The following is a 23,676-nucleotide window of genomic DNA, read 5'->3' as shown; positions in this document are numbered from 1 at the left end:
CATGAGCGATACGGCAGTGAAACATGGCTGGGACCGCGACGAGATGGCTGCACGCGCGGCGAAGGAGCTGGAGGACGGATATTACGTCAATCTCGGCATCGGCATCCCCACGCTGGTGGCAAACCACATACCGGAAGGCATGGAAGTCACGCTCCAGAGCGAGAACGGAATGCTGGGTATCGGCCCCTTCCCCTATCCTGACGAGGTGGATGCCGACCTGATCAATGCCGGCAAGCAGACGATCAGCGAACTGGATAAATCCGCCTATTTCGACAGCGCGCAGAGCTTCGCCATGATCCGGGGCGGACATATCGATCTGACCGTGCTGGGCGCGATGGAAGTTTCCGAAAATGGTGACATCGCCAACTGGATGATCCCCGGCAAGATGGTGAAGGGCATGGGCGGCGCCATGGACCTGGTGGCCGGGGTCAAGAAGATCATCGTGGTGATGAGCCATGCGTCCAAGCATGACGAACCGAAATTCATCCCCGAATGCACATTGCCGCTGACGGGCAAGAACGTGGTCGACATGATCATTACCGATCTTGCCGTGTTCCAGCGCCCGGATCACAGCAGCCCGTTCAGGCTGATCGAGCTTGCCCCCGGCGTGACTGCGGAAGAAGTGGCGCAAAAGACCACCGCCCGCTACGTGTCCTGACCTGAAGCCCCATCAAGGGGACGGGAGAGGGATATGAGTGAAGGCGGTTTGCGCCGCGATGCGCCGTGGCTTGCGTTGATCGTCCTTATGGCGATCAGCACGGTCGGCTTTATCGATCGCATCGTGGTGAATGTTCTGGTGGAGCCGGTGAAGGCCGAATTCGGCCTTTCCGATACGCAGGTTTCGCTGATGGGCGTTGCCTTTACCGTCCTCAATATCGGTGTCGGCCTGATCATTGCGCGCATTGCCGAACGCACGCGGCGGATGACGCTGATCTCGGTCGGCACGCTGCTGTGGTCCGTCGCCACGGCGGCCTGCGGCGTGGCGGCCAGCTGGATCCAGTTGCTGGTTTCACGCATGGGCGTGGGCCTGGGTGAAGCGATCGGGCTGCCAAGCCTGCAATCCGTCATCGCGGACTATTTTCCGGCCAATCGCAGAGGCTTCGCCATCTCGATCCTGATGCTCGCCCCGCCGGTCGGTGCCTTTATCGGCTTTGTCGGCGGCGGCTGGATCGCGGAAAATTTCGACTGGCGCTTCACCTTCCTGGTTGCAGCCTTGCCCGGCCTGCTGCTGGCCATGCTGGCCTATGCAATCGTGGCGGAACCTGCGCGCGGCCGCCACGATCCCGGCGCCGGTGACGAGGTGCCGCCCCTGATGGACGTGCTCCGCCGCCTGACCGGCCTGTCCAGCGCACGCAATCTGGTGATCGGATCGGCGCTGGCCGCCATGCTGGGTTTTGGCCTGAACTATTTCTTCGCATCGCTGATGATCCGCCGTTTCGAATTATCGATCGGCGAAGCCGGTTTCTACGCCGGTGTGATCGCCAGCCTCCCGGCGGCATTATCCGTGGTCGGCACCGGCTGGCTGGGTGACAAGTTCGGCGAAAAAACACCTGCCGCCTATGCCCTTGTCCCGGCAGTCTCCCTGCTGCTGGGCGGGCCGATCTACGCCTTCGCCATTACCCGCGATGCGCTTGTGCCCCTGCTCGCCCTGATCAGCATCGCGACCTTCCTCAATTTCGGATATCTCGGTGTTACCTACGCCACGCTGCAAAATCTGATGCACCCCCGGATGCGGGCGACGGCGTCGGCCATGCTCAATGTCGTATATGGCCTGGCCAGCGCGGGCGGGCCGCTCTTCCTCGGGATGTTGAGCGACCGGATGGCGCAGACGCATGGCGTGAGCGAAGGGCTGGTCATCGCCATGGCGATCTTCGGTCTGGCCTATGCCTGGGCCGGGGTGCACTATCTGCTGGCGGCGCGGCGGCTGAAGGCCGACATGGCGGTAACGGCCCTGCGCAGCGGGAGCTGAAGCCTATCGCCGCAACGGCATGCGGCGAAGCCGGGCGGCGCTGCGCCAGAACCATTCGGCTGGGCCCTGACGGAAATGGCCCAGCCATAATGGGGACCAGGCCAGCATGGCTGCCGCCGGGACGAGGGTGATGGCGCATGTTTCCACTCGCCCCAATTCCCCGAACAGGCCGAAACCCCAGCTATGGAAAATCGCGCCCAGCATCACGCTGGTTGCCAGATAATTGGTCAGCGCCAGCCGACCGGCGGCGGCGAGCCGGCGGACCCAGCCCGCATCGGCGCCCGCGCGCACGAACAGCCCCATGGCAAGTCCTGCCCAGCCTATGCCAAGCAGCAGGTCGAATGGCGCCGACCAGACCAGGGCATTGGTCCCGATCACGGCGCCGTTGAAGCCGGAAAAATGGGCCAGCCAGGCCAGCAGTCCCAATACGGGCAAGGAGATGGCCGCCATCCAGCCGGCAAGGCGGAAAGCGCGTGCGGGCGGCCATTGTCCGGCCAGCAAGCCACTGCGCCACAAGGCCATGCCCGCAAGCATGGCCGCCAGGGTGACCGGCATGACCACGCCCGCCGCAATCAGCGAGGCGGCAGGCGATGAAAGGCGGCGCTCGATCCTTTCCATCAGGGGCTCCCGCCCCATGGCCAACCCTCTTTCGAGCGTCGCGGGATCGGCACCGAAAGCCATTTCAGCACGAGCGAGGGGTGCCGGATCCGTGCCGGGCAGGCTGACCGTGCGCCACCAATATTCGGTCCAGCCAAATGCGATATAACCGCCAACAGCCATATAGACGGCCATCAATATACAAGCGGCGATCCACAGGCGGCGCGCCGGCCAGAACGCGCATATTGGCAGGACCAGCCCTGCCAGAGCATAAAGCCGCAGCACGTCTCCGCTGAACAGCAAGGTCGCGTGGATGGCGCCGATTACGAACAGCACCGCCATGCGGGAATAATGGGCGCGCAATCCCCCATCGCCCTTCCGGCCAAGCAGAATCGCCACCCCCACGCCAAACATCATGGCGAAGAGCGTGCGGAACTTGTCTTCGATGAAGAGGAAGCTGGCAGTCCACAGAGCCAGGTCAGCCAGGCCGGTGCCGCCCCAGGCGCGGGGATTGTAATAGGCTGCCCCCGGCATGGCGAAGGCGAAGACATTCATGAAAATGATGCCGATGACTGCAAGGCCCCGCAACGCGTCCAGCGGGACAACGCGCCCCCGCCCGCCGGGTGAGAGCGCAACGCCTTGGGCGGGGCCGGTCATCGAAACGGCCCCGCCCGATGCGGATCAGGCCAGAGCGGCCTTGAGATCCTCCACCAGGTCAGTGCGTTCCCAGGGGAAGAAGTCGCCATCAGCCTTGCGGCCGAAATGGCCGTAAGCCGCACTCTTGCGATAGATCGGCTTGTTGAGGCCCAGATGGGTACGGATGCCGCGCGGAGTCATGCCGCCCAGCTTCCCGATCGAACGGATCGCCTTTTCGATGGATTCTTCCGTCACGCCATCGGCGCCGGTGCCGTGCAGATCGACATAGATCGAAAGCGGTTCCGACACGCCGATCGCATAAGCGAGCTGGATCGTGCAGCGCTTGGCAAGCCCGGCCGCCACTACATTCTTGGCCAGATAGCGGGTGATATAGGCAGCCGAACGGTCAACCTTGGTCGGATCCTTGCCGCTGAACGCGCCGCCGCCATGCGGGGCCGCACCGCCATAGGTATCGACGATGATCTTGCGGCCGGTCAGGCCGGCATCGCCATCAGGGCCGCCAATTTCGAACGTGCCGGTCGGGTTGATGTGATAAACTGTCTCGTCAGAGATCAGTCCCGCCGGAAGAACATCGGAAATCACGCCTTTGACGTAAGCCTTCAGCTCGGCTTCCTTCGCGCCCTTGTCATAACCCGGCGCGTGCTGGGTGGAAACCACCACTGCGGTGCAGGCAACCGGCTTACCATCCTGGAAACGCAGCGTGACCTGGCTCTTCGTATCCGGTTCAAGGAAGGGGGCGACGCCCGATTTGCGATCCTGCGCCATGCGCTGGAGGATCTTGTGGCTGTAATCCAGCGTGGCCGGCATCAGATCCGGCGTTTCATCGCAGGCGAAGCCAAACATGATGCCCTGGTCGCCGGCGCCTTCGTCCTTGTTGGAGCCTTCTTCACCGGCATCGACACCCTGCGCAATATGGGCGGACTGGCCGTGAAGCAGGTTTTCGAAGGTCAGCGTTTCCCAGTGGAAGCCTTCCTGTTCATAGCCGATATCCTTGACGGTCTGGCGCACGACCTTTTCGATTTCTTCCAGCGCGCCCGGGGCCCATTCGCCATTCTCGTAAACGCCCTTGCAGCGGATTTCGCCGGCCAGGACAACGCGCTGGGTCGTCGTCAATGTTTCGCAGGCGATGCGGGCTTCTGGATCTTTGGAGAGAAAGAGGTCGACAATCGCATCGGAAATCTGGTCCGACACCTTGTCCGGATGTCCTTCGGAAACGCTTTCGGAGGTAAAAAGGTAATTGCTGCGCATGCAGGATGATCCTCTTGAGCTGGTGTTTCTGTCGTGTTCCGAATGGCCTCCTATAGAGCGCGCCGTCGCATGGCAACGAAAGCTCCGGCAAGGAATAGTCCGGCCCAAACAATTGCGAGTATGTTACCCATTCTGGAGAAGAGCGTCGGCGGTGCGGCAGGCGGCACTTTCCCGTCCAGCCGCCCGGCTTCATGCATGGCCAGATGTTCGCGCACCACGCCGCGCGCATCAATAATTGCGCTGATTCCCGTGGTGGTGGAACGCAAAACCGGCAGCCCTTCTTCCAGCGCACGCATACGCGCCTGGGCGAGATGCTGGGGCGGGCCGAACGCGCCGAACCAGCCATCATTGGAAGGGTTGAAAATATAGTCGGGCCGGTTTGCCGGATCGACAACTTCGCCCGAAAAAACAATTTCGTAACAGATCTGGATCCCCGCGCGGCCCAATTGGCCGAAATCGAGTGTCTGCGGGCCGGGGCCGGGGAGGAAATCAATGGTGCCGGGAACCAGACGGCTGAGGCCCAGCGGTTCGAGAATCTCCCGCATCGGCAGATATTCGCCGAACGGCACCAGATGGGCCTTGGAATATCCGGCAAGAATGGTGCCCTGCCCATCCAGCGCCGTCACCGAATTATAGGCCCCGATTGCCCGGCCCTGATCAATCTCCAGATCAACCGCGCCGGTGAGCAATACGCTGTCAGGGCCGATCACCCGCCCGATCCGCTGGCGCGCGAATTCCGGGCTGCCCAGCGCCGTCATCCGATCATAATAACGCTGCGGATAACCCGGGCGCAGATAATCGGCGAGGCCCGATTCGGGCCACAGGACGATTCGCGCCTCCCCCGGCACACCGGGACGGGAAAGACCGGCCAGGACCTGGAAATTCGCTTCGTAGAATTCGGGATTGTTCAACCGTTCCTGCCGCAGATCGGGCTGGACCAGGGTGAACGGCAACGTGCCTTGCATGGCCTGCCCCGCGGGAAGATACATGCCCACGCAGAGCAGGATACTGACGAGAACGAGCGGGACCGGGCACCGTTCGCGCACCAGCATGGCAAGCCCGCAGGCCAGGAAAACCGCCAGACCGGACAGGGCATAGCTGCCCATCCAGGGCGACAAGGCGGCAAGCCCCGGCCGGTCGAACGGCCCGAGCAGCACCATGGCGAATGGATCCCAGGCATAGCCGGTAAAGACCTTCGCCCGCAGCAGTTCGCCGAGAATCCAGCACCCGGCAAAGGCTAGAGCCAAGGCCCAGTCCCGGCGCCTTGCCGGGGCAATGCCGCCAATGGCCATTGCCCATGCCCCCAATGCGGCGAGGCCGGGATAGATGGCCAGATACAGCGAAAGCAGTGGCACGGCCGGCCAGCCAAGCACGGCGGGCATTTCCGCCTGGTAAGTGAATGCCGTGGCTATCCAGCTATTGGCCAGGGTGAAATGCCCCATGCCGAACAGCCAGCCCCACAGGGCGGCCTGCCGCGCTGTTCGTGCTTCCGCCAGAAGGGCGAAGAAGGCCGCCATCGCCGCGAGGGCGAGCGGCCAGATAGCTATCGGGCGGAAGCCGCAGGCGGCAAGCGCCCCGAAGAGGAGCGCCGACAGGCGCGGATGGCGAAGGAGGATTTGCCAGATCTGGGCGGCGCGCTGCATGGCGTCCCCGTGGCCCGGCAAATCCGGCGGCGCAAGCCCGCTCTAACGATCAGCTGACCGCTTCGAGAGCTTCGCCGTCGCCATCCTCTGCCGTCTTGGCCTTGCGGGTGCGCGTGCGCTTTACCGGCTTCTTCTTCTCGGCCTCGGGCTCGCTTTCGCCTTCATCATCGCTGCGCGAGATCGAAGGGGGGAGAGCGCTGGCGTCGATTTCGGAGCTTTCGCCCGATGCGTCATTGGCCGGCTTGCGACGGCTGCGCGGGCGCGGCGTGCGCTGGCGGGTTTCGCGGGTGAACGGGTTATCGTCCTCCGCCGAATCGCCTTCATCGCCTTCGGAACCCTGTTCGCCTTCATCGCGAGACGTATCGCCATCATCGCGGTCGCGGCGGCCACGCGTGTTGCGGCGGCTGCGCGATTCCTGGCGCTCTTCCTCATCCTCGTCATCATAGTCGGAGGATTGGTCACGATCGGCATCGCGGCGCTGGCGCGCTTCTTCCTTCTGCGCCTTGTTATCCGCGATCACGCGGAAATAATGGTCCGCAAACTGCAGATAATATTCGGTCTGCACACGGTCGCCATTGAGTGACGCATCATGCGCCAGCTTCTTGTATTTCTCCAGAAGCTGGGGCGCATTGCCCCGCGCCCGGCTGTCGATCCGATTAGACTGGTTTCCGCCGCCGGCCTGACCGCGATTGCTGCCACGGCCGCGCCGACGATTGTTGTTACGATTTGTATTCAAGGGAAATCCGCTTTCCTCTTTGAAGGCTGGCAACAAGCCAGCCACATGACCCCCGCCACGGCGTTAGGTTTACGCTTCGTGGTTCCCCATCTGCTCGAACGAAAGACGTTCCAACGCCAATCTGGAAGGCAAATGATGGAGTGAGGCGTGGATTTGGCAACAGCCGCTTTACCACTGGCCCGAACAAGAGGTAGCCACTGGCAACCTATTTGCCAAGTCCTAATCGCATGATTACCGCTCTGGGCCGTCCGGCAAGGTCCGCGCGCAATATGGTTTCAAAACCCGCCCCGGCCCCGATGGCAGCCACCGCCTCCGCCTGAGTGGCACCGATCTCCAGCACCGCGACACCCCCCGGGGCCAGCAGCGCAGGCAATTGCGGGATCAGGACGCGGTAATCCGCCAGCCCGTCGGCCCCGGCAAAAAGTGCCCCGGCAGGTTCCCAATCGCGCACATTCGGGTCCAGCGGCGCATCATCTTCCACATAGGGCGGATTGGCCAGGATCAGGTCAAAACGGCCCAGATCCGCCGTCCAGCCCGGTTCATGCCAATCCCGCCGGATCATCTGTGCGCGGCATTCATGCGCAGCGGCATTGCGACGGGCGATTTCCAGCGCATCTTCCGATCGGTCAATGCCGACCCCTTCGGCATCGGGCCGTTCGACGAGGACGGTCACCAGCAAGGCGCCCGATCCGACGCCGCAATCCAGCACGCGGCGCGGTGCGGGGCAGGCTTCCAGCGCGGCCTCGACAATGGTTTCGCTGTCGGCGCGCGGGATCAGTACGGCGGGCCCCACTTCGAAATTCCTGCCGTAAAATTCCTGATGGCCGAGAATATAGGCCACCGGCTCATGCCGGGCGCGCCGGTCCGTCAACGCGCCGAACCCTTCCGGCGCGGGATCGCGCATATGCCGCAACAGCATATCGGAACGCGAAGCGCCCAGCGCATGGGCCATCAGCAATTCCGCATCCAGCCGGGCAGTATCGGAAACCGGCTGCAGGCGCTGCGCCGCATCGCGCAGGGCGTCCGCGACAATCACCCTATTCGTCCATCGCCGCGAGCCGCTTGGCCTGATCCTCGGCGATCAAGGCGTCGATCAGCTCTGCCAGCCCCGGCCCTTCAAGCACTTCGGCAAGCTTGTGCAGTGTCAGCCCGATGCGGTGATCGGTCACGCGGCCCTGCGGGAAATTATAGGTCCGGATCCGTTCCGAACGGTCCCCGCTGCCGACCATCGCCTTGCGCGCCTGCGCCTCCGCACCCTGCGCCTCGTCGCGCATCTTCTCATACAGCCGCGCGCGCAGAACCTGCATGGCCTTGGCCCGGTTCTTGTGCTGACTGCGCTCATCCTGCTGGGTCACGACGATGCCGGACGGCAAGTGCGTGATGCGGACCGCGGAATCGGTCGTGTTGACGTGCTGCCCGCCTGCGCCGGATGCACGGTAGATGTCGATCTTCAGATCATTGTCATTGATCTGCACATCCACTTCGGTCGGTTCCGGCAGGACTGCCACTGTGGCCGCCGATGTATGGATGCGCCCGCCGCTTTCCGTCACCGGCACGCGTTGCACGCGGTGCACGCCGCTTTCGAATTTCAGCTTCGCGAACACGCCCTGCCCGGCGATATTGGCCACGATTTCCTTGAAGCCGCCCGCATCGCTGGCATTCATGCTGACCGGCTCCACCCGCCAGCCCTGTTCCGCGGCATAGCGTTCATACATGCGGTAGAGATCGCCGGCGAACAGGGCCGCCTCGTCCCCGCCGGTGCCGGCGCGGATTTCCAGCATGGCCGGGCGTTCGTCCGCCGAATCCCTGGGCAGCAGGGCGATGGCCAGCCGATGTTCCACCTCGGGCAGGCGCTGGCGCAATTCGGCCAGTTCTTCCTCTGCAATGGCGCGCATTTCCGGGTCTTCGGTCAGCAGGGCCAGCTCGGCGATTTCGACGCGCATTTCGCGCAGTTCGGCGGCCGCTTTCGCCACCGGCTCCAGCTCTGCATAATCACGGCTGGCGGCCACGAATTCCTCGCCCTCCAGCTGGCCGGACGCCATGCGCGCTTCCAGCTCGGCAAAGCGATTGGTGATCTGGTGCAGGCGCTCTTCGGGTATTTTCACGATGTTCTTTCAATTCGCCATCCCGGCTTCCGAGCCGGGATCCCGCTATATCTATCGAACCCAGGCGGGATGAAAAGCGGCACCCCGGATCAAGGCCGGGGTGACGGGTAATTGTCAAACTAGGAAATCAGGCCTTCCACCCTCGCCCGAATCTGATCCTCCGCACGCAGGGAAACCCTGGTTTCACCATCGCGAATCGAAAGCGAGACAATCGCTTCCGCACCCATTTTGACGGCCTTATCAAACCTCTTGCGGGGGGAACCCGATGCGATCAGATCGGCGGAAAGCCCGTCGCGCCGCAATTTGGCGATGGTCGCAATCCCGCGATCCATCAACGCATCATCTTCCACCACCACGATGACATCGGCCACGGCCTCGCCCCGCTCTCCCACCAGCATGGCCAGCCGCTCTATCCCGGCGGCCCAGCCGACCGCAGGCGTTGGCGCACCGCCAAGGCTTTCCATCAGCCCGTCATAGCGCCCGCCGCCAAGCACCGTGCCCTGCGCGCCAAGCCGGTCGGTAACGAATTCAAACGCCGTGTGACGGTAATAATCGAGCCCGCGCACCAGTGCCGGCAAGCGTGTCCAGGCGACGCCTGCGGCATCCAGCCCTTCGGTCACCCGCCCATAGAAATCCTGCGCATGGGGCGTCAGGTAATCGTCGATCTGCGGGGCATCCGCCACGAATGCCTTGTCACGCGGATCCTTGGAATCGAGAATCCGCAGCGGGTTCCGCTCCAGCCGGTCCTGGCTGTCTTCCGACAATTCGCCGCGAACCGATTCGAAATAGGCAACCAGCGCCACGCGCCATGCATCGCGGCTGTCGGCATCACCCAGCGTATTGAGCTGCAGGGTCACGCCATCGGCAATTCCCAGTTCCTTCAGCAACTGGTCGGCCATGACCAGCAATTCCACATCGGCCTGCGGTTCACCCGCGCCGATGATCTCCGCGTCGATCTGGTGGAACTGGCGGTATCGGCCCTTCTGCGGGCGTTCATAACGGAACAGCGGGCCGTGGGTCGCCACTTTCAGCGGGGCATATTGCTGCCACCCGTCAGTAAGATAGGCGCGCGCGATACCGGCCGTGAATTCCGGGCGCAGGGTCAGCGATTCCCCGCCGCGATCATCGAAGGAATACATTTCCTTGGAAACCACGTCGGTCGTTTCGCCCAGCGAGCGGGAAAAGACCTCGGTCTTTTCGAAAACCGGCATTTCCACGCGGCGGAAGCGGTAAAGCTTGCGCACCCGTTCAAAGGTTTCGACCACGAAGGCGAAGGCTTCCGCCTCTGCGCCGAAGATGTCCTGCGTGCCACGAATGGGCCGGGGGGTTTCAATCCTGCTCATAATCCACGCGCGCTTAGACCGATTGAGCGGTTTCGCAAAGACGCGCGGCACGGATGATACAATGTATTGCGGCACGGCGTACGAACCGCCATGGAACGATGCCATGAAAACACTCCGCGCATTTGCCCCCCTCCTTGCCGCCGCCCTCCTTGCCACCACCGCCCAGCCCGCCTTTTCCGCGGTGCCCAATTCGAAGCCGGTGGCCGTGCCGGTCGTCATCTCCGTGCCGGATGCGCAGGACGTGCCCTATCCCGGCACGATCGGCCTGAATATCGATGCCAGCGACACGGACCGTAACGTCTATCGCATCACCCAGACTTTCCCGGTGGAAGAAGGGGCAAGCAGCCTGATCCTGCAGCTCCCCGCCTGGCTGCCCGGCAATCATGCATCGCGCGGGCCCATCAATCTGCTGGGCGATCTGCACTTCACCGCCAATGGCCGGGAACTGAGCTGGACGCGTGACCCGGTTGAAGTCCACGCCTTCCATATCGACCTGCCCGAAGGGACCACGGCGGTCACCGCCCGCTTCGTCCACACCTCGCCGATACAGTCGAACGAGGGGCGCATCACGATGACGCGCGAAATGCTGAACCTGCAATGGGAGAAGATGAGCCTTTATCCCGCAGGCCATTACGTGCGGCAAATCCAGGTGAAGCCCACGGTGAAATTTCCCGAAGGCTGGGAAGTCTTCACCGCTCTCGACGGGCAGAGCGAGAGCGGAAATGTCGTGACCTGGGACCGGGTGGATTACGAAACGCTGGTCGATTCGCCGATCTTCGCGGGCAAATATGCGCGCAGCTGGGACATGGGCCACGACATCAAGCTGGACGTGGTTGCGGACGAGCCCGAACTGCTGGAGATCGCGCCCGAAAATCTCGACACGTTCCGCAAGCTGGCGGACGAGGCGCTGGCGCTGTTCGGATCAAAGCATTTCGATCATTATAACTGGTTGCTGGCGCTGACCGACCGCATGGGCGGCATCGGGCTGGAACATCAGCGGTCGAGCGAAAACCAGTATGAGCCGCGCAATTTCGTGGATTGGGACACGATGGCGCATGACCGCAACGTGATCAGCCACGAACTGGTGCATAGCTGGAACGGCAAATATCGCCGCCCGGCCAAATTGTGGACGCCCGATTACCGCCAGCCGATGCAGGACAATCTGCTGTGGATGTATGAAGGGCAAACCCAGTTCTGGGGCTGGATCCTGGCCGGCCGTTCGGGCCTGCAACCAAAGGACATCGTGCTGGGCGCGCTGGCCAATTCGGCCGGATATTATTCAGAACAGCCGGGCCGTTCATGGCGTTCGGTCGAAGATACGACGCATGATCCGATCATCAATGCCCGCCGCCCGCTGCCCTTCTCCTCCCTCAGCCGGAGCGAGGATTATTATTCCGAAGGCATGCTGGTGTGGCTGGAAGCAGACCAGATCATCCGCGAAGGCACCGACGGGAAGAAAGGGCTGGATGATTTCGCCAAGGCCTTCTTCGGCATGAATGACAGCGACTGGGGCCAGCTGACCTATGAATTCGACGATATCGTTTCCACGCTGAACGCGATCCATCCTTATGACTGGGCCGGTTTCCTCGACATGAAGATGCGGCAGCCGGGCCAGCCTGCCCCGGTGACGGGGATTGAAAAGGCCGGATACAGGCTGGTCTGGAAGGACGAGCCCAATCCCTATGAGGCTGGCCGCATACGGGGCGGCAATTACGTCAATCTCGCCTATTCGCTGGGCATGAGCCTGACTTCGGACGGGACGGTCACGTCCACCATCTGGGACGGGCCGAGCTTCAATGCCGGGATCGTGGACGGCGCGAAAATCGTGGCCGTCAACGGCACGCAATTCAGCAAGGATGCGATCATGGATGCCGTCAGCATGGCGGAAACCAATGACGATCCGATCGAATTGCTGGTCAAGCGCGGCGATCGCTACCTGACCATCCCGATCCACTATCACGAAGGGCTGCGTTACCCGTGGCTGGAACCCGCCGCCGAAGGTGAACAGCCGCTCGACCGGCTGCTGGAAGCGCGCACGGGCAAATAGGCCCGCCGGGGGGGGGCGGCGGATTACTCCGCCGCTTCCAGGAAACGGTCGTCTATCGAGGTGTCGGCTTCCCAGCTCTTCACTTCGGGCAGCACCTTTTCCGCGAAGAGGTGCATGTTCTTGCGCGCATCCTGCTGGCTCATCCCGCCGAAATAGACATGCGGGAAGAAGCCCTGCGGGCGGTAGATCTCTTTCAGTTCCCACATCCGGTCGAGGATCATCTGCGGAGTGCCGGTGACGGCGCCCTTCCCGAATTCCTCGACATAGGGTTCGATCTCGTCGGGCCGGAGCATCATGTTTTCGTAATGCTCGTACCCCTTGACCTTCGTGAAGGTGCCCGGACTGTCCAGCGCGTAATTGCGCACGGCGGCGCGCATCGTATTGGCCAGATATTTGCGCCCCTGTTCTTCCGCGTAATCGGCATTTTCATCGATATAGAAATTGCCGCTGACCATGGGCGGCGGCGGGCTGGACCCGTCCTGGTGCACTTCGGCCCAGACTTCGGCATATTTGTCCGGCGGGGCTTCCTTGCCCCGCTGGGGCAGCATCAGCACCATATTGCCGAAACCGTGGCGGGCGGCCGAATACATCGAATTGCCTGACAAGGATCCGCAGAACTTGCGGCCGGCAAAGCTCCTGATCGGGCGCGGGCGCAATTCGCTGCGCGGGATGGAACCGAATTCACCCTCCCCTACCAATATGCCGGTTTCCAGCGCCGGGATCAGCACGTCCAGAATATCGGAATAAAGCGCGCGCGACCGGTTCTGGTCGATCCCCAGCCCGGCAAATTCATGCGGCGCCAGCCCGCCGCCAAAGCCGAGTATGGCGCGTCCGCCGGACAGGATATCCAGGTTCACGATCTTTTCCGCCAGCCGGGCGGGATTATGCCAGGGCACGATGATGCATTGCGTGCCCAGCTTCACCCGCCTGGTGCGTGCCGCGATATAAGTCAGCAGCTGCAACGGGTCGTTGGACATCGAATAATCGGAAAAATGGTGTTCGGTGATCCATACCGAATCGAAGCCCAACTCTTCCGCCAGAATGAGGTTTTCGACCTCTTCCCGCAGGAATTGCGCATCGTCATATCCGTTACCGCGCTGATGCGCGAAGCCACTGGCCAGCCCGACATGCATATATTCTCTCCCACCGGCCGCGCATTATTGTAACGAGTGCCGGATTTTTCCTCTTCCGTGTCCAACAATGGCTCGCAAGGCACGATTCGGCAAATCCTCCCTCGCCAAAGCCGGCCGGCTAGGCTAACCGCTCGCGCCGGGAGAACGGAGAGGATGCCGCGACAAACGCTGCACATCCGGAGAATATATGCGCATCGAACAAATACCTGTTGGCGACAATCCGCCGGAAAGCCTGAACGTAATCATCGAAGTTCCGACTGGCGGTGAGCCGGTCAAATACGAATTCGACAAGAAATCCGGCGCCCTGTTCGTCGATCGCATCCTGCATACGCCGATGCGTTACCCTGCGAATTACGGCTTCGTTCCGCACACGCTGTCGCCCGATGGCGATCCGCTGGACGCGCTGGTCGTGGCCCGCTCGCCCTTCATCCCGGGCTGCGTTGTCCGCGCCCGCCCGATCGCGGTGCTGAATCTGGAAGACGAACATGGCGGCGACGAAAAGCTCGTCTGCGTGCCGGTGGATTCGACCTTCCCCTATTACAGCGATGTGAAGAGCATCTCTGACCTTCCGCCGATCGTTTTCCAGCAGATCGAACACTTCTTCACCCACTACAAGGATCTGGAAACCGAAAAGTGGGTCCGTATCGGCGCATGGGGCGGCACAGCCGAAGCATGTCAGGTCGTTACGGAAGCGATCGAACGCTACAAGGAAAACAAGCTGGCCACGGCCTGAGCTTACCTCAATTCATTCAACCGGGCGGGACGGATCCAGCAGATCCGGTTCCCCGCCCGCCTCTCTCTCCGCTTCCACCATGCGCGCGATCTCGCTTTCAGGCGAAGTGTCGCGCGCTTCTTCCCGGGCCGCTTCGGGCTTCCTGCGCGGCGGCGCCGCCGCCTGTGTGCGCTCGCCCTGCGGCATGGCGAAGGGCGGCACCCCATTGTCGAACCGCAGGCGATAGATCGGTTCCGGAAGAGCGAAGCCCGCATCTTCCAGCGCGGTCTTGACCGCGGGGATCGCCCGGCTGCGCGCCTTGTACCAATCGGTCTGGCGCTGATCGATCCAGCCGAGGAAGCGGATGACGATGTTCGAATCGCCCACTTCGTCCACCACGGCCTGCGGTTCCGGTTCATCGAGAACGAAATCCAGGCTCTTCAGCACTTCCACCCCCAATTGGCGCGCGGCCGTGGGATCGTCTTCCGCATCGATGCCCAGCGCAAAATCGAAGCGCCGCTGCGGATTGCGGGTGTAATTCAGGATCACCGCCTTGAAGACCTGGGCATTGGGCACACGCAGATGATTGCCATCCAGCGTCATCATGATCGTGGCCCGGCTGGTCAGGCGGATGACGCGCCCCTCCTTCCCGTCAATCTCCACATGGTCATTGGGGCGGAAAGGCTGACGGACACTGAGCATCAGCGAAGCGACATAATTCTCTATCGTGTCGCGCATCGCGAAGCCCAGCGCGATGCCAACCACACCAGCACCGCCCAGCACTGCGCCAAGCAGGGCACCCGCCCCGATCATGTCGAGCGCGATGACGAGGCCGCCGATCACGAAAACGAAGCGGATGGCGCTGGCGATCAGTTCGGCCAGAAAGGCATTGGGCGTGAAGCGCCGCCACAATCCCGTAAAGGAAGCAAGCAGATAGCCGAAAGCGGAGATGACCAGCGCCACGATTATCGCCGCGCCGATCAGCGGCAGCATATGTGTGAATTCGCTGATCCGGTCCCGCAAATCCCCGAGACCCAGCCCGCTATCGACCGAGACATCGCGGGTGATCGTGTTCTCGACCGTGGCAACGCCCTGAACCCGGCCGGCAATCGCTTCTGCCCGCAGGCGCGCTTCGGGATCGGCCACCGTGCCGCCCAGCGTCACCACGCCCTGCTGTACTGATACATTCACATCGGCAAGGCTGGGCACTTCGGCAAAGATACCGGCGATGCGAGCGCGGATGCGGTCATCCTGCCCGGCCTCCCGATCGGCATCAATTTCCGCCTGGGTTGCTGTTGGCGTCCCGGCAGGAGTTCCCGAAACCGTGGGCAGGATCGCGCCTGACGGAGCCGCCACGGCGAAAACCAGCGCAGCTGCCATACAGGCCCGGATCAGTGCGGGAATGCCGGGTTTCATCAGCTCGCCACCATGGCGACAATTTGTCGCATGGAAGGGTTTGTATCGCCAGAGATCAGGGCGAAACTATCCGAACAAGGAAATGATAAAGGAGAAAAGCCCCGTCAGCACCAGCGGCAGACCAATGGCGCAAAGCCACAGCACGGTCACGTCGCGCCGGAAAAGGCCGGCCAGTTCAGTGTCCGAAGCGGCACGATCGCCAATCGTTTCCCATCGTTTTTCAAACAGGCGGCAGCCCGGAATGATGGCAGCGACCAGCACGATCAGCGCGAAATAGGGCAGGATCGAGCCATGGCCTTCCGTCAACGCCGTCATGGTCACGAAGATCTGGAGCCCCGTATAGACCAGCAGGGCATAAGCGACGTGGTCGCTGATCCTGCGACGCCAGTCGAACCTGCGGGCCTCTTTCGCCCTGGCCCGAACGGCCCTCTGCACGGTCTTGTGCATCCGCCTTCTCCTTTTCTCTCCCAGCCTGAACTATTCCATCCGAAAACGAGTCGTGCAAGAGCGGCCACCCTGCACCGAGAGCAAGCTCTGGATTCGGCACACCATGCAGGAATCTTGCCAATTGGGCTTCAAAGCGCGGCCAGCCGTGCTAAATTCAGTTCCATGACGACAATTGCCGATACGCCTTTCGACACCGAAGCCCTGGCCGATGCCATGGCCGAAGCACCCGCCCACGCGGCGCCGCCCATCCCGCAGGGCGGGCTGGAAGTCGTGTCGATCGCCAAGAGTTACGACAAGCGCGCCGTTCTGACCGATATCTCCCTGACGGTCGGCAAGGGGGAGGTTCTCGGCCTGCTCGGCCCGAACGGCGCGGGCAAGACGACCTGTTTCTATTCCATCATGGGGCTGGTGCGGCCCGACAGCGGCCGCATCCTGATGGACGGCGTCGATGTGACCAAGCTGCCCATGTATCGCCGGGCCATATTGGGCCTGGGCTATTTGCCGCAGGAAACTTCGATCTTTCGCGGGCTGACGGTGGAACAGAATATTTCCGCCGTGCTGGAAATGGTGGAACCGGACAAGGATACGCGCCAGCAGGAACTGGACCGGCTGCTGGAGGAATTCCACCTGTCCGGCCTGCGCGAAAGCCCGGCCATGGCGCTTTCAGGCGGGGAACGGCGGCGCTGCGAAATTGCCCGCGCGCTGGCTGCAAAGCCTTCGATCATGCTGCTGGATGAACCCTTCGCCGGCATCGATCCGCTATCCATTGCCGATATTCGCGGATTGGTGACCGATCTGAAGAACCGGGGCATCGGCGTGCTGATTACCGACCACAATGTTCGCGAAACGCTCGATATCGTGGACCGGGCCTGCATCATCTACGGCGGGCAGGTGCTCTTTGCCGGCAGCCCGGAAGAACTTGTCGCGGATGAAAATGTGCGCCGGCTCTATCTGGGCGAGAGCTTTACGCTCTGATGCTGCGCGTGGGGGGATCCTGAGTTATGGCGCTGGGTCCGAGGCTCGACCTCCGCCAGTCCCAGTCGCTGGTGATGACGCCGCAATTGCAGCAGGCGATCAAGCTGCTGGCGTTGTCCAATCTCGAAATCGAGACTTTCATTTCCGACGCGCTGGACAACAACCCGTTGCTGGAAGCCGGCGAGCTTTCGCAAGAACGGGGCGAGGAAGGCCCCGCCGCCGACACCACGCCGGCAGATCCGACTTCCGTCGAATTGATGATGCGCGGCGCGGGCGAAGCCGATTCGCCGCTGGATATAGATCCCGCCGCGCTCGATCGGGACCGGGATACGGGCGACTGGTCGGCGCAATCCTATTCCGGATCGGGCGAGGATCTGCCCGATATCGATGAACGGGGCGATGACGAACCGACACTGGCGGAACATCTGGAAGCGCAGATCGGCGCCGCCACGCGCGATCCGCAATGCGCCTTCATCACCCGCCATCTGGTGGGGCAGCTGGACGAAGCAGGCTATCTCACCGTGTCGCTGCGGGAAGTTTCGCAGAATCTCGGTGTTTTGCCGGACAAGGTGGAAGAAGCGCTCGCGCTGCTGCAATCGCTTGATCCGACGGGTGTGGGCGCCAGGTCGCTTTCGGAATGCCTGGCGCTGCAGGCCATGGAAGCGGATCGCTACGATCCCTGCATGGAACGGTTGCTGGACAATCTGGATCTCGTCGCGCGCGGCAGTTTCCCCCAGCTCAAGCGGCTGTGCCAGGTGGACGATGAAGATCTGGCCGACATGCTGGACGAACTGAGGAGCTACGATCCCAAGCCCGGCCTGCGTTTCGGCAGTGCGGAACGGGCGCCGGTGGTGCCGGACATATTGATCGCGCCGGGCAAGGCGGGCGGATGGGACATCGCCCTGAACCAGGCGACCCTGCCGCGCCTGATCGTCAATCGCGGCTATTACGTGGAATTGCGGGGTGGCCGGGCAGACAAGGCGACGAAGAGCTGGCTGGGCGAAAAGCTGGCAGATGCCAACTGGCTGGTGAAGGCGCTGGATCAGCGGCAGAAAACCATCCTCAAGGTCGCATCCGAAATCGTGAAGCTGCAACAGGGCTTTTTCGAAAGGGGCGTCTCCGCGCTCAAGCCGCTGACCCTGCGGGCCGTGGCGGAAGCCATCGACATGCATGAAAGCACGGTCAGCCGCGTCACCTCGAACAAATATCTCAATTGCCCGCGCGGCACGTTCGAATTGAAATATTTCTTCACCAGCGGCGTCGCGGCGGCGGATGGCGAAGGGTCTGTTTCGGCCGAAACGGTCAAGGCCCAGATTCGCGCCCTGGTCGATGCGGAAGATCCCAAGGCCATATTGTCTGACGACAAGCTGGTGGAATTGCTGAAGGAAAAAGGCTTCGACCTCGCCCGGCGAACCGTCGCCAAATATCGCGAGGCAATCGGAATCGGGTCTTCCGTGCAGCGCCGAAGGCAGAAAAAACTCGCCCGAATAGCCTGATAGAGGAGGCAGGCGGCACGGCACCGCCAGAATGCCGCCCGGGCGCAATTCTTGACTGTGGCCGAAAAGACTCGACCCGTCGCCCGCAGGGGGTTTTACGACTAATTAACCTTTTTCGTTGAGACATGGCGTGGTTAATTCCGGTCAACACCTCTTAGCGGCAGGTTACCGCGGGATCCAACAGGGGCTAACGAATGCGAGTTTTGCTGATCGAAGACGAGCCGACCACGGCGAAGGCTATTGAGCTCATGCTCACGACTGAAGGCTTCAATGTTTATTCCACGGACCTGGGGGAGGAAGGCCTCGATCTGGGCAAGCTCTATGATTACGATATCATACTGCTCGATCTGAACCTGCCTGACATGCATGGTTATGACGTGCTGAAGAAGCTGCGCGTCGCCAAGGTGCAAACCCCCGTGCTGATCCTGTCGGGCATCTCCGAAATGGATTCCAAGATCCGCAGCTTCGGCTTCGGCGCGGATGATTACGTGACCAAGCCGTTCCACCGGGACGAGCTGATCGCCCGCATCCACGCCGTGGTTCGCCGGTCCAAGGGCCACAGCCAGTCGATCATCCGCACTGGCAAGCTGGCCGTGAACCTGGATGCCAAGACGGTGGAAGTCGACGGCGCCCGCGTGCATCTGACCGGCAAGGAATATGCGATGCTGGAGCTGCTTTCGCTCCGCAAGGGCACGACGCTGACCAAGGAAATGTTCCTCAACCATCTCTATGGCGGGATGGACGAACCCGAATTGAAGATCATCGACGTCTTCATCTGCAAGCTGCGCAAGAAGCTTTCCAGCGCTTGCGGCGGCGAAAACTACATCGAAACCGTATGGGGCCGTGGCTATGTGCTGCGCGACCCGAACGAAGAGGCGGAAGCCGCCTGATCCAGTCTCCGACCTACCCGTTATAATTTCATCCCCGGGCTTCGGTCCGGGGATTTTTCTTTGCGGGTTCAGCCCATCCGGGTGCGCAACTGGCGCAGCAGCATTCCCGCGACATAGGGCACAGTAATCACGCCGGCATTATAGACCAGCGTGAACAGGATCCCTTCCAGGCTGAGATCAAAAGGCTGCGCCGCCATCAGCGCCACGGTACAGCCGATCGTGGCAACGGCGATGCCCTTTATCTCGCGCGGGCCGAGTCGGGCGATCTGCCAGCCGAGAATGGCGGAAATCAGGATTGCAATCAGTTCCATGGGTGAAGCCTAGTCTGCCCTGCCCCCACTTGCGAGACAGTAAACGCATCGAGGGGCTGGACAGCAGCCATGCGCCCGGCCTAGCCGCCGCGCCATGACTGCACACAAGCCCGGCGATCCGACCACACTCAACCGTCTTTACGGCCGCAGCCAGGGCCGCCCCCTGCGCAAGGCGCAGCAGGAACTGGTGGAAAAGCTGCTGCCGCAGATTTCCGTACCCGAAGAAGGCCCGGTGACGGCGGAGCGCCTGTTCGGCCAGCCATGCCCGCTCCATTTCGAAATCGGCTTCGGCAGCGGGGAACATATGGCGGACCGGGCGGATATGCTGCCCGATCACGGCTTTATCGGCGCGGAACCTTTCCTCAACGGCGTGGCCGGGGCCCTGATCCACATCCGCGAGAAGCAGCTGACCAATATCAGGCTGCATCACGGCGATGCGCTGGAGGTGCTGGAACGTATTCCGGACGGCGCACTGAGCTTCGCCTATCTGCTGCACCCGGACCCCTGGCCCAAGGCGCGCCATGCCAAGCGCCGCATGATGAATGACGGGCCGGTGGACATGATCGCGGCTAAGCTGAAGCCGGGTGGAGAATTCCGTTTCGGCACCGATCACCCGGTCTATCTGCGACATGCGCTGATGGTGATGCGCCGGCATACCCACCAGTTCGAATGGTTGGTGGAAGGCCCGGAAAGCTGGCAGAATCGGCCCGGCGGGTGGAGTGAAACCCGCTATGAAGCGAAGGCCCGCAAACAGGGCCATGAAGTCTGGTACTTTCGATTCAGACGACGCTAGACTACGCTGGTGTCGTAAAAACAACGACTTAGCCTAAATCACTTTCGCCAGAATGGCCTCCAATTCGCCCCTTTTTCCGCTTGCGTGATTACCCGGTGATTGCCAGAAAAAGGCCACGAGGTATCGCATGGCAACAGGAAAAATCAGCAAGCGCACGGTCGACTCACTTCCGATTGGACCAAAGGAAAATTATCTTTGGGACACCGATCTCAAGGGCTTCGGCGTCAAAATTACAGCTTCTGGATCAATCAGTTACATTATCCAGTATCGAATGGGTGGACGAGAAGCGAAGACGCGTCGCTTCACCATCGGATCACACGGGTCGCCCTGGACACCGACTACTGCACGCCTGGAAGCTGAGCGATTGTTGGTGATTGTTGCGCAGGGCATTGATCCGGTTGATGCGGAAAAGCAGCGTCGGCGGGAAGCTGTCGACTTAGCCTTCTCGAACTACGCCGACCTCTTCACTCGCTCCTGCAAACGCGAGGGATGGCGTCGCCTCGTCGAGCGATCCATCCGCCTTTACCTCAAACCCACATTCGGAATGAAGGCGCTGCCAGCTATCACGAAGATCGACGTTGTTTCTGTTCTCTGTCCGTCGTCAGAACATTTGGCGCAACTGGCGGCGTAGATTAGCGGAGTGTCGGCCTCGTCTGGGGGTTGATGTTAGGCGGCGAGCTTGCGGTGTTGCAAGCGCCGATGCTCGATGGTCTGTCGCTTGATCCTTTCTCGCTGTTTGATGATGGCTGGGGCCCTGCCGAAGTAGGTGTCGGCGGGCGTCACGTTGTTCAGGCTCTCGTGGTAACGCTGGTTGTTGTAGTGCTCGACGAAGGCTTCGATCTGGTCCTCAAGGTCGCCGGGCAGGAAGTAGTTTTCCAGCAGGATGCGGTTCTTCAGGGTCTGGTGCCAGCGCTCGATCTTACCCTGGGTCTGGGGATGGCAAGGGGCGCCGCGCACGTGGCTCATCTTGTTGGCCTCGATGTATTCCGCCAGTTCGCCAGCGATATAGCTGGGGCCATTATCGCTTAGCAGGCGCGGCTTGTGCAGCACCGTAGCGCTGTCGCAGCCGGAAGCCGCCAGAGCGCGGTCCAGCGTGTCGGTCACGTCCTCGGCCCGCATGTTGGTGCACAGCTTCCAGGCGATGATATAACGCGAGAAGTCGTCGAGCACGGTCGACAGATACATCCAGCCCCACCCGATGATCTTGAAGTAGGTAAAGTCGCTCTGCCACATCTCGTTCGGCCGGGTGGTCTTGGTGTGGAACTGATCGGCAGCCTTGATCACGACATAGGCCGGGCTGGTGATCAGGTCGTGGGCCTTCAACAGGCGGTAAACCGTGGCCTCGGACACGAAGTAGCGCTTCTCGTCAGTGAAGCGCACGGCCAGCTCGCGCGGGGACAGCTCACTGTGATCCAGCGCCATCTCGATGATCTGGTCCTGGATGCCCTCGCCGATGCGGTTCCACACCCGGCTCGGTGCCGATGGCCGATCCTCCAACGCTTCCGGCCCGCCTTGGAGGTAGCGGTCATACCAGCGATAGAATGTCCGGCGGGCGATGCCGAGCTGGTCCAGCGTGTGCTTGGCGGACAGGTGCGACTGCTCGACGATCCTGATGATCTCGAGCTTCTCGGATGCAGGATATCTCATTCGTCGTCGCCCCCATCCGCGAGAATGCTTTTTTTCAGCAGGCGGTTCTCGAGCGTCAGGTCGGCGACGCACTCCTTCAAAGCGCCGGTCTCCCGGCGCAGATCCTTCACCTCATCTGTGGTCGCAGCGCGGGCGGTGTCACCAGCCAAGCGGCGCTTGCCGGCCTCCATGAACTCCTTCGACCAGGTGTAATACAGGCTCTGGGCGATGCCTTCCTTGCGGCACAGCTCGGCGATGCTGTCATCGCCGCGCAAGCCTTCCAGCACGATCCTGATCTTGTCTTCCGCCGAGAAGTGCCGCCGGGTGGCCCGGCGGATGCCCTTCACCACAGCTTCCGCAGGGGTCTTGGTCCGCGATTTTGCATTGGAGGATTTGGGTCTCATCTTCGTTCCTTCGTCACTACGACGAGACCCAAATCCTCCTTAAATCACAACCTCAAATCTGTGCCATAGGTGCTGACGGGGAACACGAGCCCGGCGAACAGCATTCCATTCCAGCGATGAACCTGCGTGCGCTATCCCCGCCAAATCAGAGACCGATACGGTTTGAACCGAATATGATCGCAACGTTCGCCCGGAACACCACTTGCTAGTCGTCTTGCGCCAAGTCCTGACGGGCAGCCATCTGCTCCATCATATCGTGCATCATCATCATGCGCTGGTGACAGGCCGCCATCATATCGGCATTGCCGCCCTGCATCATGCCCGACATGTGCTCCTGCATTTTTGCACGATGTTCGGCCATCAGCCTCTGGCGTTCGGCAGGATCGCTTGTCGCGCGCGCCTGCTGCATCAGCGCGCGCATCTCATCCATCTTCGCGCGATGTGCCGTCATGACCTCCGAATCCTGCATCATGTGGCCAGCGTGATCCTGCTGTTGTGCCGCAGCTTGAGCTCCGTGGTCATGCTGTTGCTGGGCCAATGCCGGAGTGGTTGTCAGGCCGGTGGCGAGCGCGAAAGCCAGAACTGTGCGTCTCATTGTCGAATTCCCTTAGTCGGTTTTGTGGTGAATGCCTTGTGTATTCATTGTCTATACGCAGCTGACGGCCCTTCCCCTCAAACAATTCGCAGAAGCGGTGGGGCGCGTAGGGCAAAGCACGGCCGGTTGCAGAGGTGCTGTTTTTCGGCCACTCTTTTTGAGAGAGGTCGATAGAGACGAATGGGGAATATCATGGTGCCAATAGAGCCGTCGGAGAAGCAGTCATGAGCACGGTCAATGAGGACGGCAGCTGGGATATTCCGGAGCCCGATCATGCCGAGCTGGTGCAAATGCGTATTCGCCTCATAACTCTCGAAAACATAGTTCTCGGCCTCTTGTCCGGCGCGAGCGACGAACAGATCGAACAGATCAGGAAGCGTGCGGACTTGATCGAACCGCGCCCTGATGCGAGCCGGCATCCACTGACCGAACTGGCAGCAGGTGATATGCGGAAATTTCTCGAACGCGCTGCTCGCATGGCCAAGACCGAGAGCCGCGAAGACCGTGACTGATCCAGGCTTTAAGGCAGCAAA

23 protein-coding genes are annotated in these 23,676 nt (G+C 61.8%); 10 read left to right on the top strand and 13 right to left on the bottom strand.

What is annotated here, in order from left to right; genetic code table 11:
- The first annotated feature begins 1 nt into the window (after nt 1).
- Nucleotides 2–658: a CoA transferase subunit B gene (locus WYH_RS12850; RefSeq protein WP_046904146.1), complete on the top strand. Its 657-nt coding sequence runs from the start codon at nt 2–4 to the stop codon at nt 656–658.
- Between the two features lie 33 nt (nt 659–691).
- Nucleotides 692–1,969, top strand: a complete 1,278-nt coding sequence (locus WYH_RS12845; RefSeq protein ID WP_053833576.1) for a spinster family MFS transporter — start codon at nt 692–694, stop codon at nt 1,967–1,969.
- Between the two features lie 3 nt (nt 1,970–1,972).
- Here the strand turns inward: WYH_RS12845 and WYH_RS12840 are convergent, their stop codons facing one another.
- The 7 genes from WYH_RS12840 to hisS form a co-directional block, all read right to left on the bottom strand.
- Nucleotides 1,973–3,223: a DUF418 domain-containing protein gene (locus tag WYH_RS12840; protein WP_046904145.1), complete on the bottom strand. Its 1,251-nt coding sequence runs from the start codon at nt 3,221–3,223 to the stop codon at nt 1,973–1,975.
- A 24-nt stretch (nt 3,224–3,247) separates the two neighbouring features.
- Nucleotides 3,248–4,471, bottom strand: a complete 1,224-nt coding sequence (gene metK / locus WYH_RS12835) for a methionine adenosyltransferase (protein WP_046904144.1) — start codon at nt 4,469–4,471, stop codon at nt 3,248–3,250.
- 50 nt (nt 4,472–4,521) lie between these two features.
- Complete coding sequence (gene lnt, locus WYH_RS12830; protein ID WP_046904143.1) at nt 4,522–6,114, bottom strand: apolipoprotein N-acyltransferase; 1,593 nt, start codon at nt 6,112–6,114, stop codon at nt 4,522–4,524.
- Nucleotides 6,115–6,163: 49 nt separating this feature from the next.
- On the bottom strand, nt 6,164–6,850 hold the full coding sequence (locus WYH_RS12825; RefSeq protein ID WP_046904142.1) for a DUF4167 domain-containing protein: 687 nt from the start codon (nt 6,848–6,850) through the stop codon (nt 6,164–6,166).
- A gap of 205 nt (nt 6,851–7,055) precedes the next feature.
- Nucleotides 7,056–7,886: a peptide chain release factor N(5)-glutamine methyltransferase gene (prmC, locus tag WYH_RS12820; RefSeq protein ID WP_046904141.1), complete on the bottom strand. Its 831-nt coding sequence runs from the start codon at nt 7,884–7,886 to the stop codon at nt 7,056–7,058.
- Nucleotide 7,887: 1 nt separating this feature from the next.
- Complete coding sequence (prfA, locus tag WYH_RS12815; RefSeq protein WP_046904140.1) at nt 7,888–8,955, bottom strand: peptide chain release factor 1; 1,068 nt, start codon at nt 8,953–8,955, stop codon at nt 7,888–7,890.
- A 119-nt stretch (nt 8,956–9,074) separates the two neighbouring features.
- Nucleotides 9,075–10,298, bottom strand: a complete 1,224-nt coding sequence (gene hisS, locus WYH_RS12810) for a histidine--tRNA ligase (RefSeq protein ID WP_046904139.1) — start codon at nt 10,296–10,298, stop codon at nt 9,075–9,077.
- 103 nt (nt 10,299–10,401) lie between these two features.
- Between hisS and WYH_RS12805 the strand changes: the two genes are divergently transcribed.
- The gene (locus WYH_RS12805) at nt 10,402–12,345 is read left to right on the top strand and encodes a M61 family metallopeptidase (RefSeq protein ID WP_046905162.1); all 1,944 of its coding nucleotides are present in this window, start codon (nt 10,402–10,404) and stop codon (nt 12,343–12,345) included.
- A gap of 23 nt (nt 12,346–12,368) precedes the next feature.
- Here WYH_RS12805 and WYH_RS12800 read toward each other — a convergent pair whose 3' ends face one another.
- Nucleotides 12,369–13,478, bottom strand: a complete 1,110-nt coding sequence (locus WYH_RS12800) for an LLM class flavin-dependent oxidoreductase (protein ID WP_046904138.1) — start codon at nt 13,476–13,478, stop codon at nt 12,369–12,371.
- Between the two features lie 187 nt (nt 13,479–13,665).
- Between WYH_RS12800 and ppa the strand changes: the two genes are divergently transcribed.
- Nucleotides 13,666–14,211: an inorganic diphosphatase gene (gene ppa, locus WYH_RS12795; protein ID WP_046904137.1), complete on the top strand. Its 546-nt coding sequence runs from the start codon at nt 13,666–13,668 to the stop codon at nt 14,209–14,211.
- 12 nt (nt 14,212–14,223) lie between these two features.
- On the opposite strand, the gene WYH_RS12790 is transcribed toward ppa, so the two are convergent.
- Both WYH_RS12790 and WYH_RS12785 read right to left on the bottom strand, forming a co-directional pair.
- The gene (locus WYH_RS12790; RefSeq protein WP_179945414.1) at nt 14,224–15,606 is read right to left on the bottom strand and encodes a mechanosensitive ion channel family protein; all 1,383 of its coding nucleotides are present in this window, start codon (nt 15,604–15,606) and stop codon (nt 14,224–14,226) included.
- 66 nt (nt 15,607–15,672) lie between these two features.
- Nucleotides 15,673–16,053: a hypothetical protein gene (locus WYH_RS12785; RefSeq protein ID WP_046904136.1), complete on the bottom strand. Its 381-nt coding sequence runs from the start codon at nt 16,051–16,053 to the stop codon at nt 15,673–15,675.
- A gap of 213 nt (nt 16,054–16,266) precedes the next feature.
- Here WYH_RS12785 and lptB point away from each other — a divergent pair, with 213 nt between their 5' ends.
- From lptB to ctrA, 3 genes are all read left to right on the top strand, one after another.
- The gene (lptB, locus tag WYH_RS12780; protein ID WP_156320203.1) at nt 16,267–17,028 is read left to right on the top strand and encodes an LPS export ABC transporter ATP-binding protein; all 762 of its coding nucleotides are present in this window, start codon (nt 16,267–16,269) and stop codon (nt 17,026–17,028) included.
- 26 nt (nt 17,029–17,054) lie between these two features.
- Complete coding sequence (gene rpoN / locus WYH_RS12775; RefSeq protein ID WP_046904134.1) at nt 17,055–18,524, top strand: RNA polymerase factor sigma-54; 1,470 nt, start codon at nt 17,055–17,057, stop codon at nt 18,522–18,524.
- 194 nt (nt 18,525–18,718) lie between these two features.
- The gene (ctrA, locus tag WYH_RS12770) at nt 18,719–19,414 is read left to right on the top strand and encodes a response regulator transcription factor CtrA (protein ID WP_046904133.1); all 696 of its coding nucleotides are present in this window, start codon (nt 18,719–18,721) and stop codon (nt 19,412–19,414) included.
- A gap of 68 nt (nt 19,415–19,482) precedes the next feature.
- Here ctrA and WYH_RS12765 read toward each other — a convergent pair whose 3' ends face one another.
- The gene (locus WYH_RS12765) at nt 19,483–19,725 is read right to left on the bottom strand and encodes a hypothetical protein (protein WP_046904132.1); all 243 of its coding nucleotides are present in this window, start codon (nt 19,723–19,725) and stop codon (nt 19,483–19,485) included.
- A 94-nt stretch (nt 19,726–19,819) separates the two neighbouring features.
- Between WYH_RS12765 and trmB the strand changes: the two genes are divergently transcribed.
- Nucleotides 19,820–20,518, top strand: coding sequence for a tRNA (guanine(46)-N(7))-methyltransferase TrmB (trmB, locus tag WYH_RS12760; protein WP_046904131.1), 699 nt, complete (start codon nt 19,820–19,822; stop codon nt 20,516–20,518).
- A 127-nt stretch (nt 20,519–20,645) separates the two neighbouring features.
- A complete protein-coding gene (locus tag WYH_RS12755) occupies nt 20,646–21,149 on the top strand; it encodes an Arm DNA-binding domain-containing protein (protein WP_082347987.1) in 504 nt (167 codons plus the stop codon).
- A 35-nt stretch (nt 21,150–21,184) separates the two neighbouring features.
- On the opposite strand, the gene WYH_RS12750 is transcribed toward WYH_RS12755, so the two are convergent.
- Nucleotides 21,185–22,548 (bottom strand): IS3 family transposase gene (locus WYH_RS12750; RefSeq protein ID WP_156320037.1). Its coding sequence is split into 2 segments (ribosomal slippage): nt 21,185–22,200 and nt 22,200–22,548, totalling 1,365 coding nucleotides; the frame shifts between segments, so codons are not numbered across the junction.
- A 205-nt stretch (nt 22,549–22,753) separates the two neighbouring features.
- Nucleotides 22,754–23,143 (bottom strand): hypothetical protein, encoded by a 390-nt coding sequence (locus WYH_RS12740; protein WP_244877924.1) that lies wholly within the window; start codon nt 23,141–23,143, stop codon nt 22,754–22,756.
- A gap of 224 nt (nt 23,144–23,367) precedes the next feature.
- Here WYH_RS12740 and WYH_RS12735 point away from each other — a divergent pair, with 224 nt between their 5' ends.
- On the top strand, nt 23,368–23,655 hold the full coding sequence (locus tag WYH_RS12735) for a hypothetical protein (protein WP_046904130.1): 288 nt from the start codon (nt 23,368–23,370) through the stop codon (nt 23,653–23,655).
- Nucleotides 23,656–23,676 lie beyond the last annotated feature (21 nt).

Origin of the sequence: Croceibacterium atlanticum (assembly GCF_001008165.2) — a bacterium.
In the GTDB taxonomy this organism is placed as follows: Bacteria; Pseudomonadota; Alphaproteobacteria; order Sphingomonadales; family Sphingomonadaceae; genus Croceibacterium_C; species Croceibacterium_C atlanticum.
The sequence above is the reverse complement of the archived record's forward strand: the minus strand, read 5'-3'. Positions and strand labels throughout refer to the sequence as shown.

Bases quoted from the DNA above. Each gene is read 5' to 3' on its own strand.
- WYH_RS12850 (WP_046904146.1), top strand. From the start codon at position 2: ATGAGCGATACGGCAGTGAAACATGGCTGGGACCGCGACGAGATGGCT.
- WYH_RS12845 (WP_053833576.1), top strand. From the start codon at position 692: ATGAGTGAAGGCGGTTTGCGCCGCGATGCGCCGTGGCTTGCGTTGATC.
- WYH_RS12840 (WP_046904145.1), bottom strand. From the start codon at position 3,223: ATGACCGGCCCCGCCCAAGGCGTTGCGCTCTCACCCGGCGGGCGGGGG.
- metK (WP_046904144.1), bottom strand. From the start codon at position 4,471: ATGCGCAGCAATTACCTTTTTACCTCCGAAAGCGTTTCCGAAGGACAT.
- lnt (WP_046904143.1), bottom strand. From the start codon at position 6,114: ATGCAGCGCGCCGCCCAGATCTGGCAAATCCTCCTTCGCCATCCGCGC.
- hisS (WP_046904139.1), bottom strand. From the start codon at position 10,298: ATGAGCAGGATTGAAACCCCCCGGCCCATTCGTGGCACGCAGGACATC.
- WYH_RS12805 (WP_046905162.1), top strand. From the start codon at position 10,402: ATGAAAACACTCCGCGCATTTGCCCCCCTCCTTGCCGCCGCCCTCCTT.
- WYH_RS12800 (WP_046904138.1), bottom strand. From the start codon at position 13,478: ATGCATGTCGGGCTGGCCAGTGGCTTCGCGCATCAGCGCGGTAACGGA.
- ppa (WP_046904137.1), top strand. From the start codon at position 13,666: ATGCGCATCGAACAAATACCTGTTGGCGACAATCCGCCGGAAAGCCTG.
- WYH_RS12790 (WP_179945414.1), bottom strand. From the start codon at position 15,606: ATGAAACCCGGCATTCCCGCACTGATCCGGGCCTGTATGGCAGCTGCG.
- WYH_RS12785 (WP_046904136.1), bottom strand. From the start codon at position 16,053: ATGCACAAGACCGTGCAGAGGGCCGTTCGGGCCAGGGCGAAAGAGGCC.
- lptB (WP_156320203.1), top strand. From the start codon at position 16,267: ATGGCCGAAGCACCCGCCCACGCGGCGCCGCCCATCCCGCAGGGCGGG.
- rpoN (WP_046904134.1), top strand. From the start codon at position 17,055: ATGGCGCTGGGTCCGAGGCTCGACCTCCGCCAGTCCCAGTCGCTGGTG.
- ctrA (WP_046904133.1), top strand. From the start codon at position 18,719: ATGCGAGTTTTGCTGATCGAAGACGAGCCGACCACGGCGAAGGCTATT.
- WYH_RS12765 (WP_046904132.1), bottom strand. From the start codon at position 19,725: ATGGAACTGATTGCAATCCTGATTTCCGCCATTCTCGGCTGGCAGATC.
- trmB (WP_046904131.1), top strand. From the start codon at position 19,820: ATGACTGCACACAAGCCCGGCGATCCGACCACACTCAACCGTCTTTAC.
- WYH_RS12755 (WP_082347987.1), top strand. From the start codon at position 20,646: ATGGCAACAGGAAAAATCAGCAAGCGCACGGTCGACTCACTTCCGATT.
- WYH_RS12740 (WP_244877924.1), bottom strand. From the start codon at position 23,143: ATGAGACGCACAGTTCTGGCTTTCGCGCTCGCCACCGGCCTGACAACC.
- WYH_RS12735 (WP_046904130.1), top strand. From the start codon at position 23,368: ATGAGCACGGTCAATGAGGACGGCAGCTGGGATATTCCGGAGCCCGAT.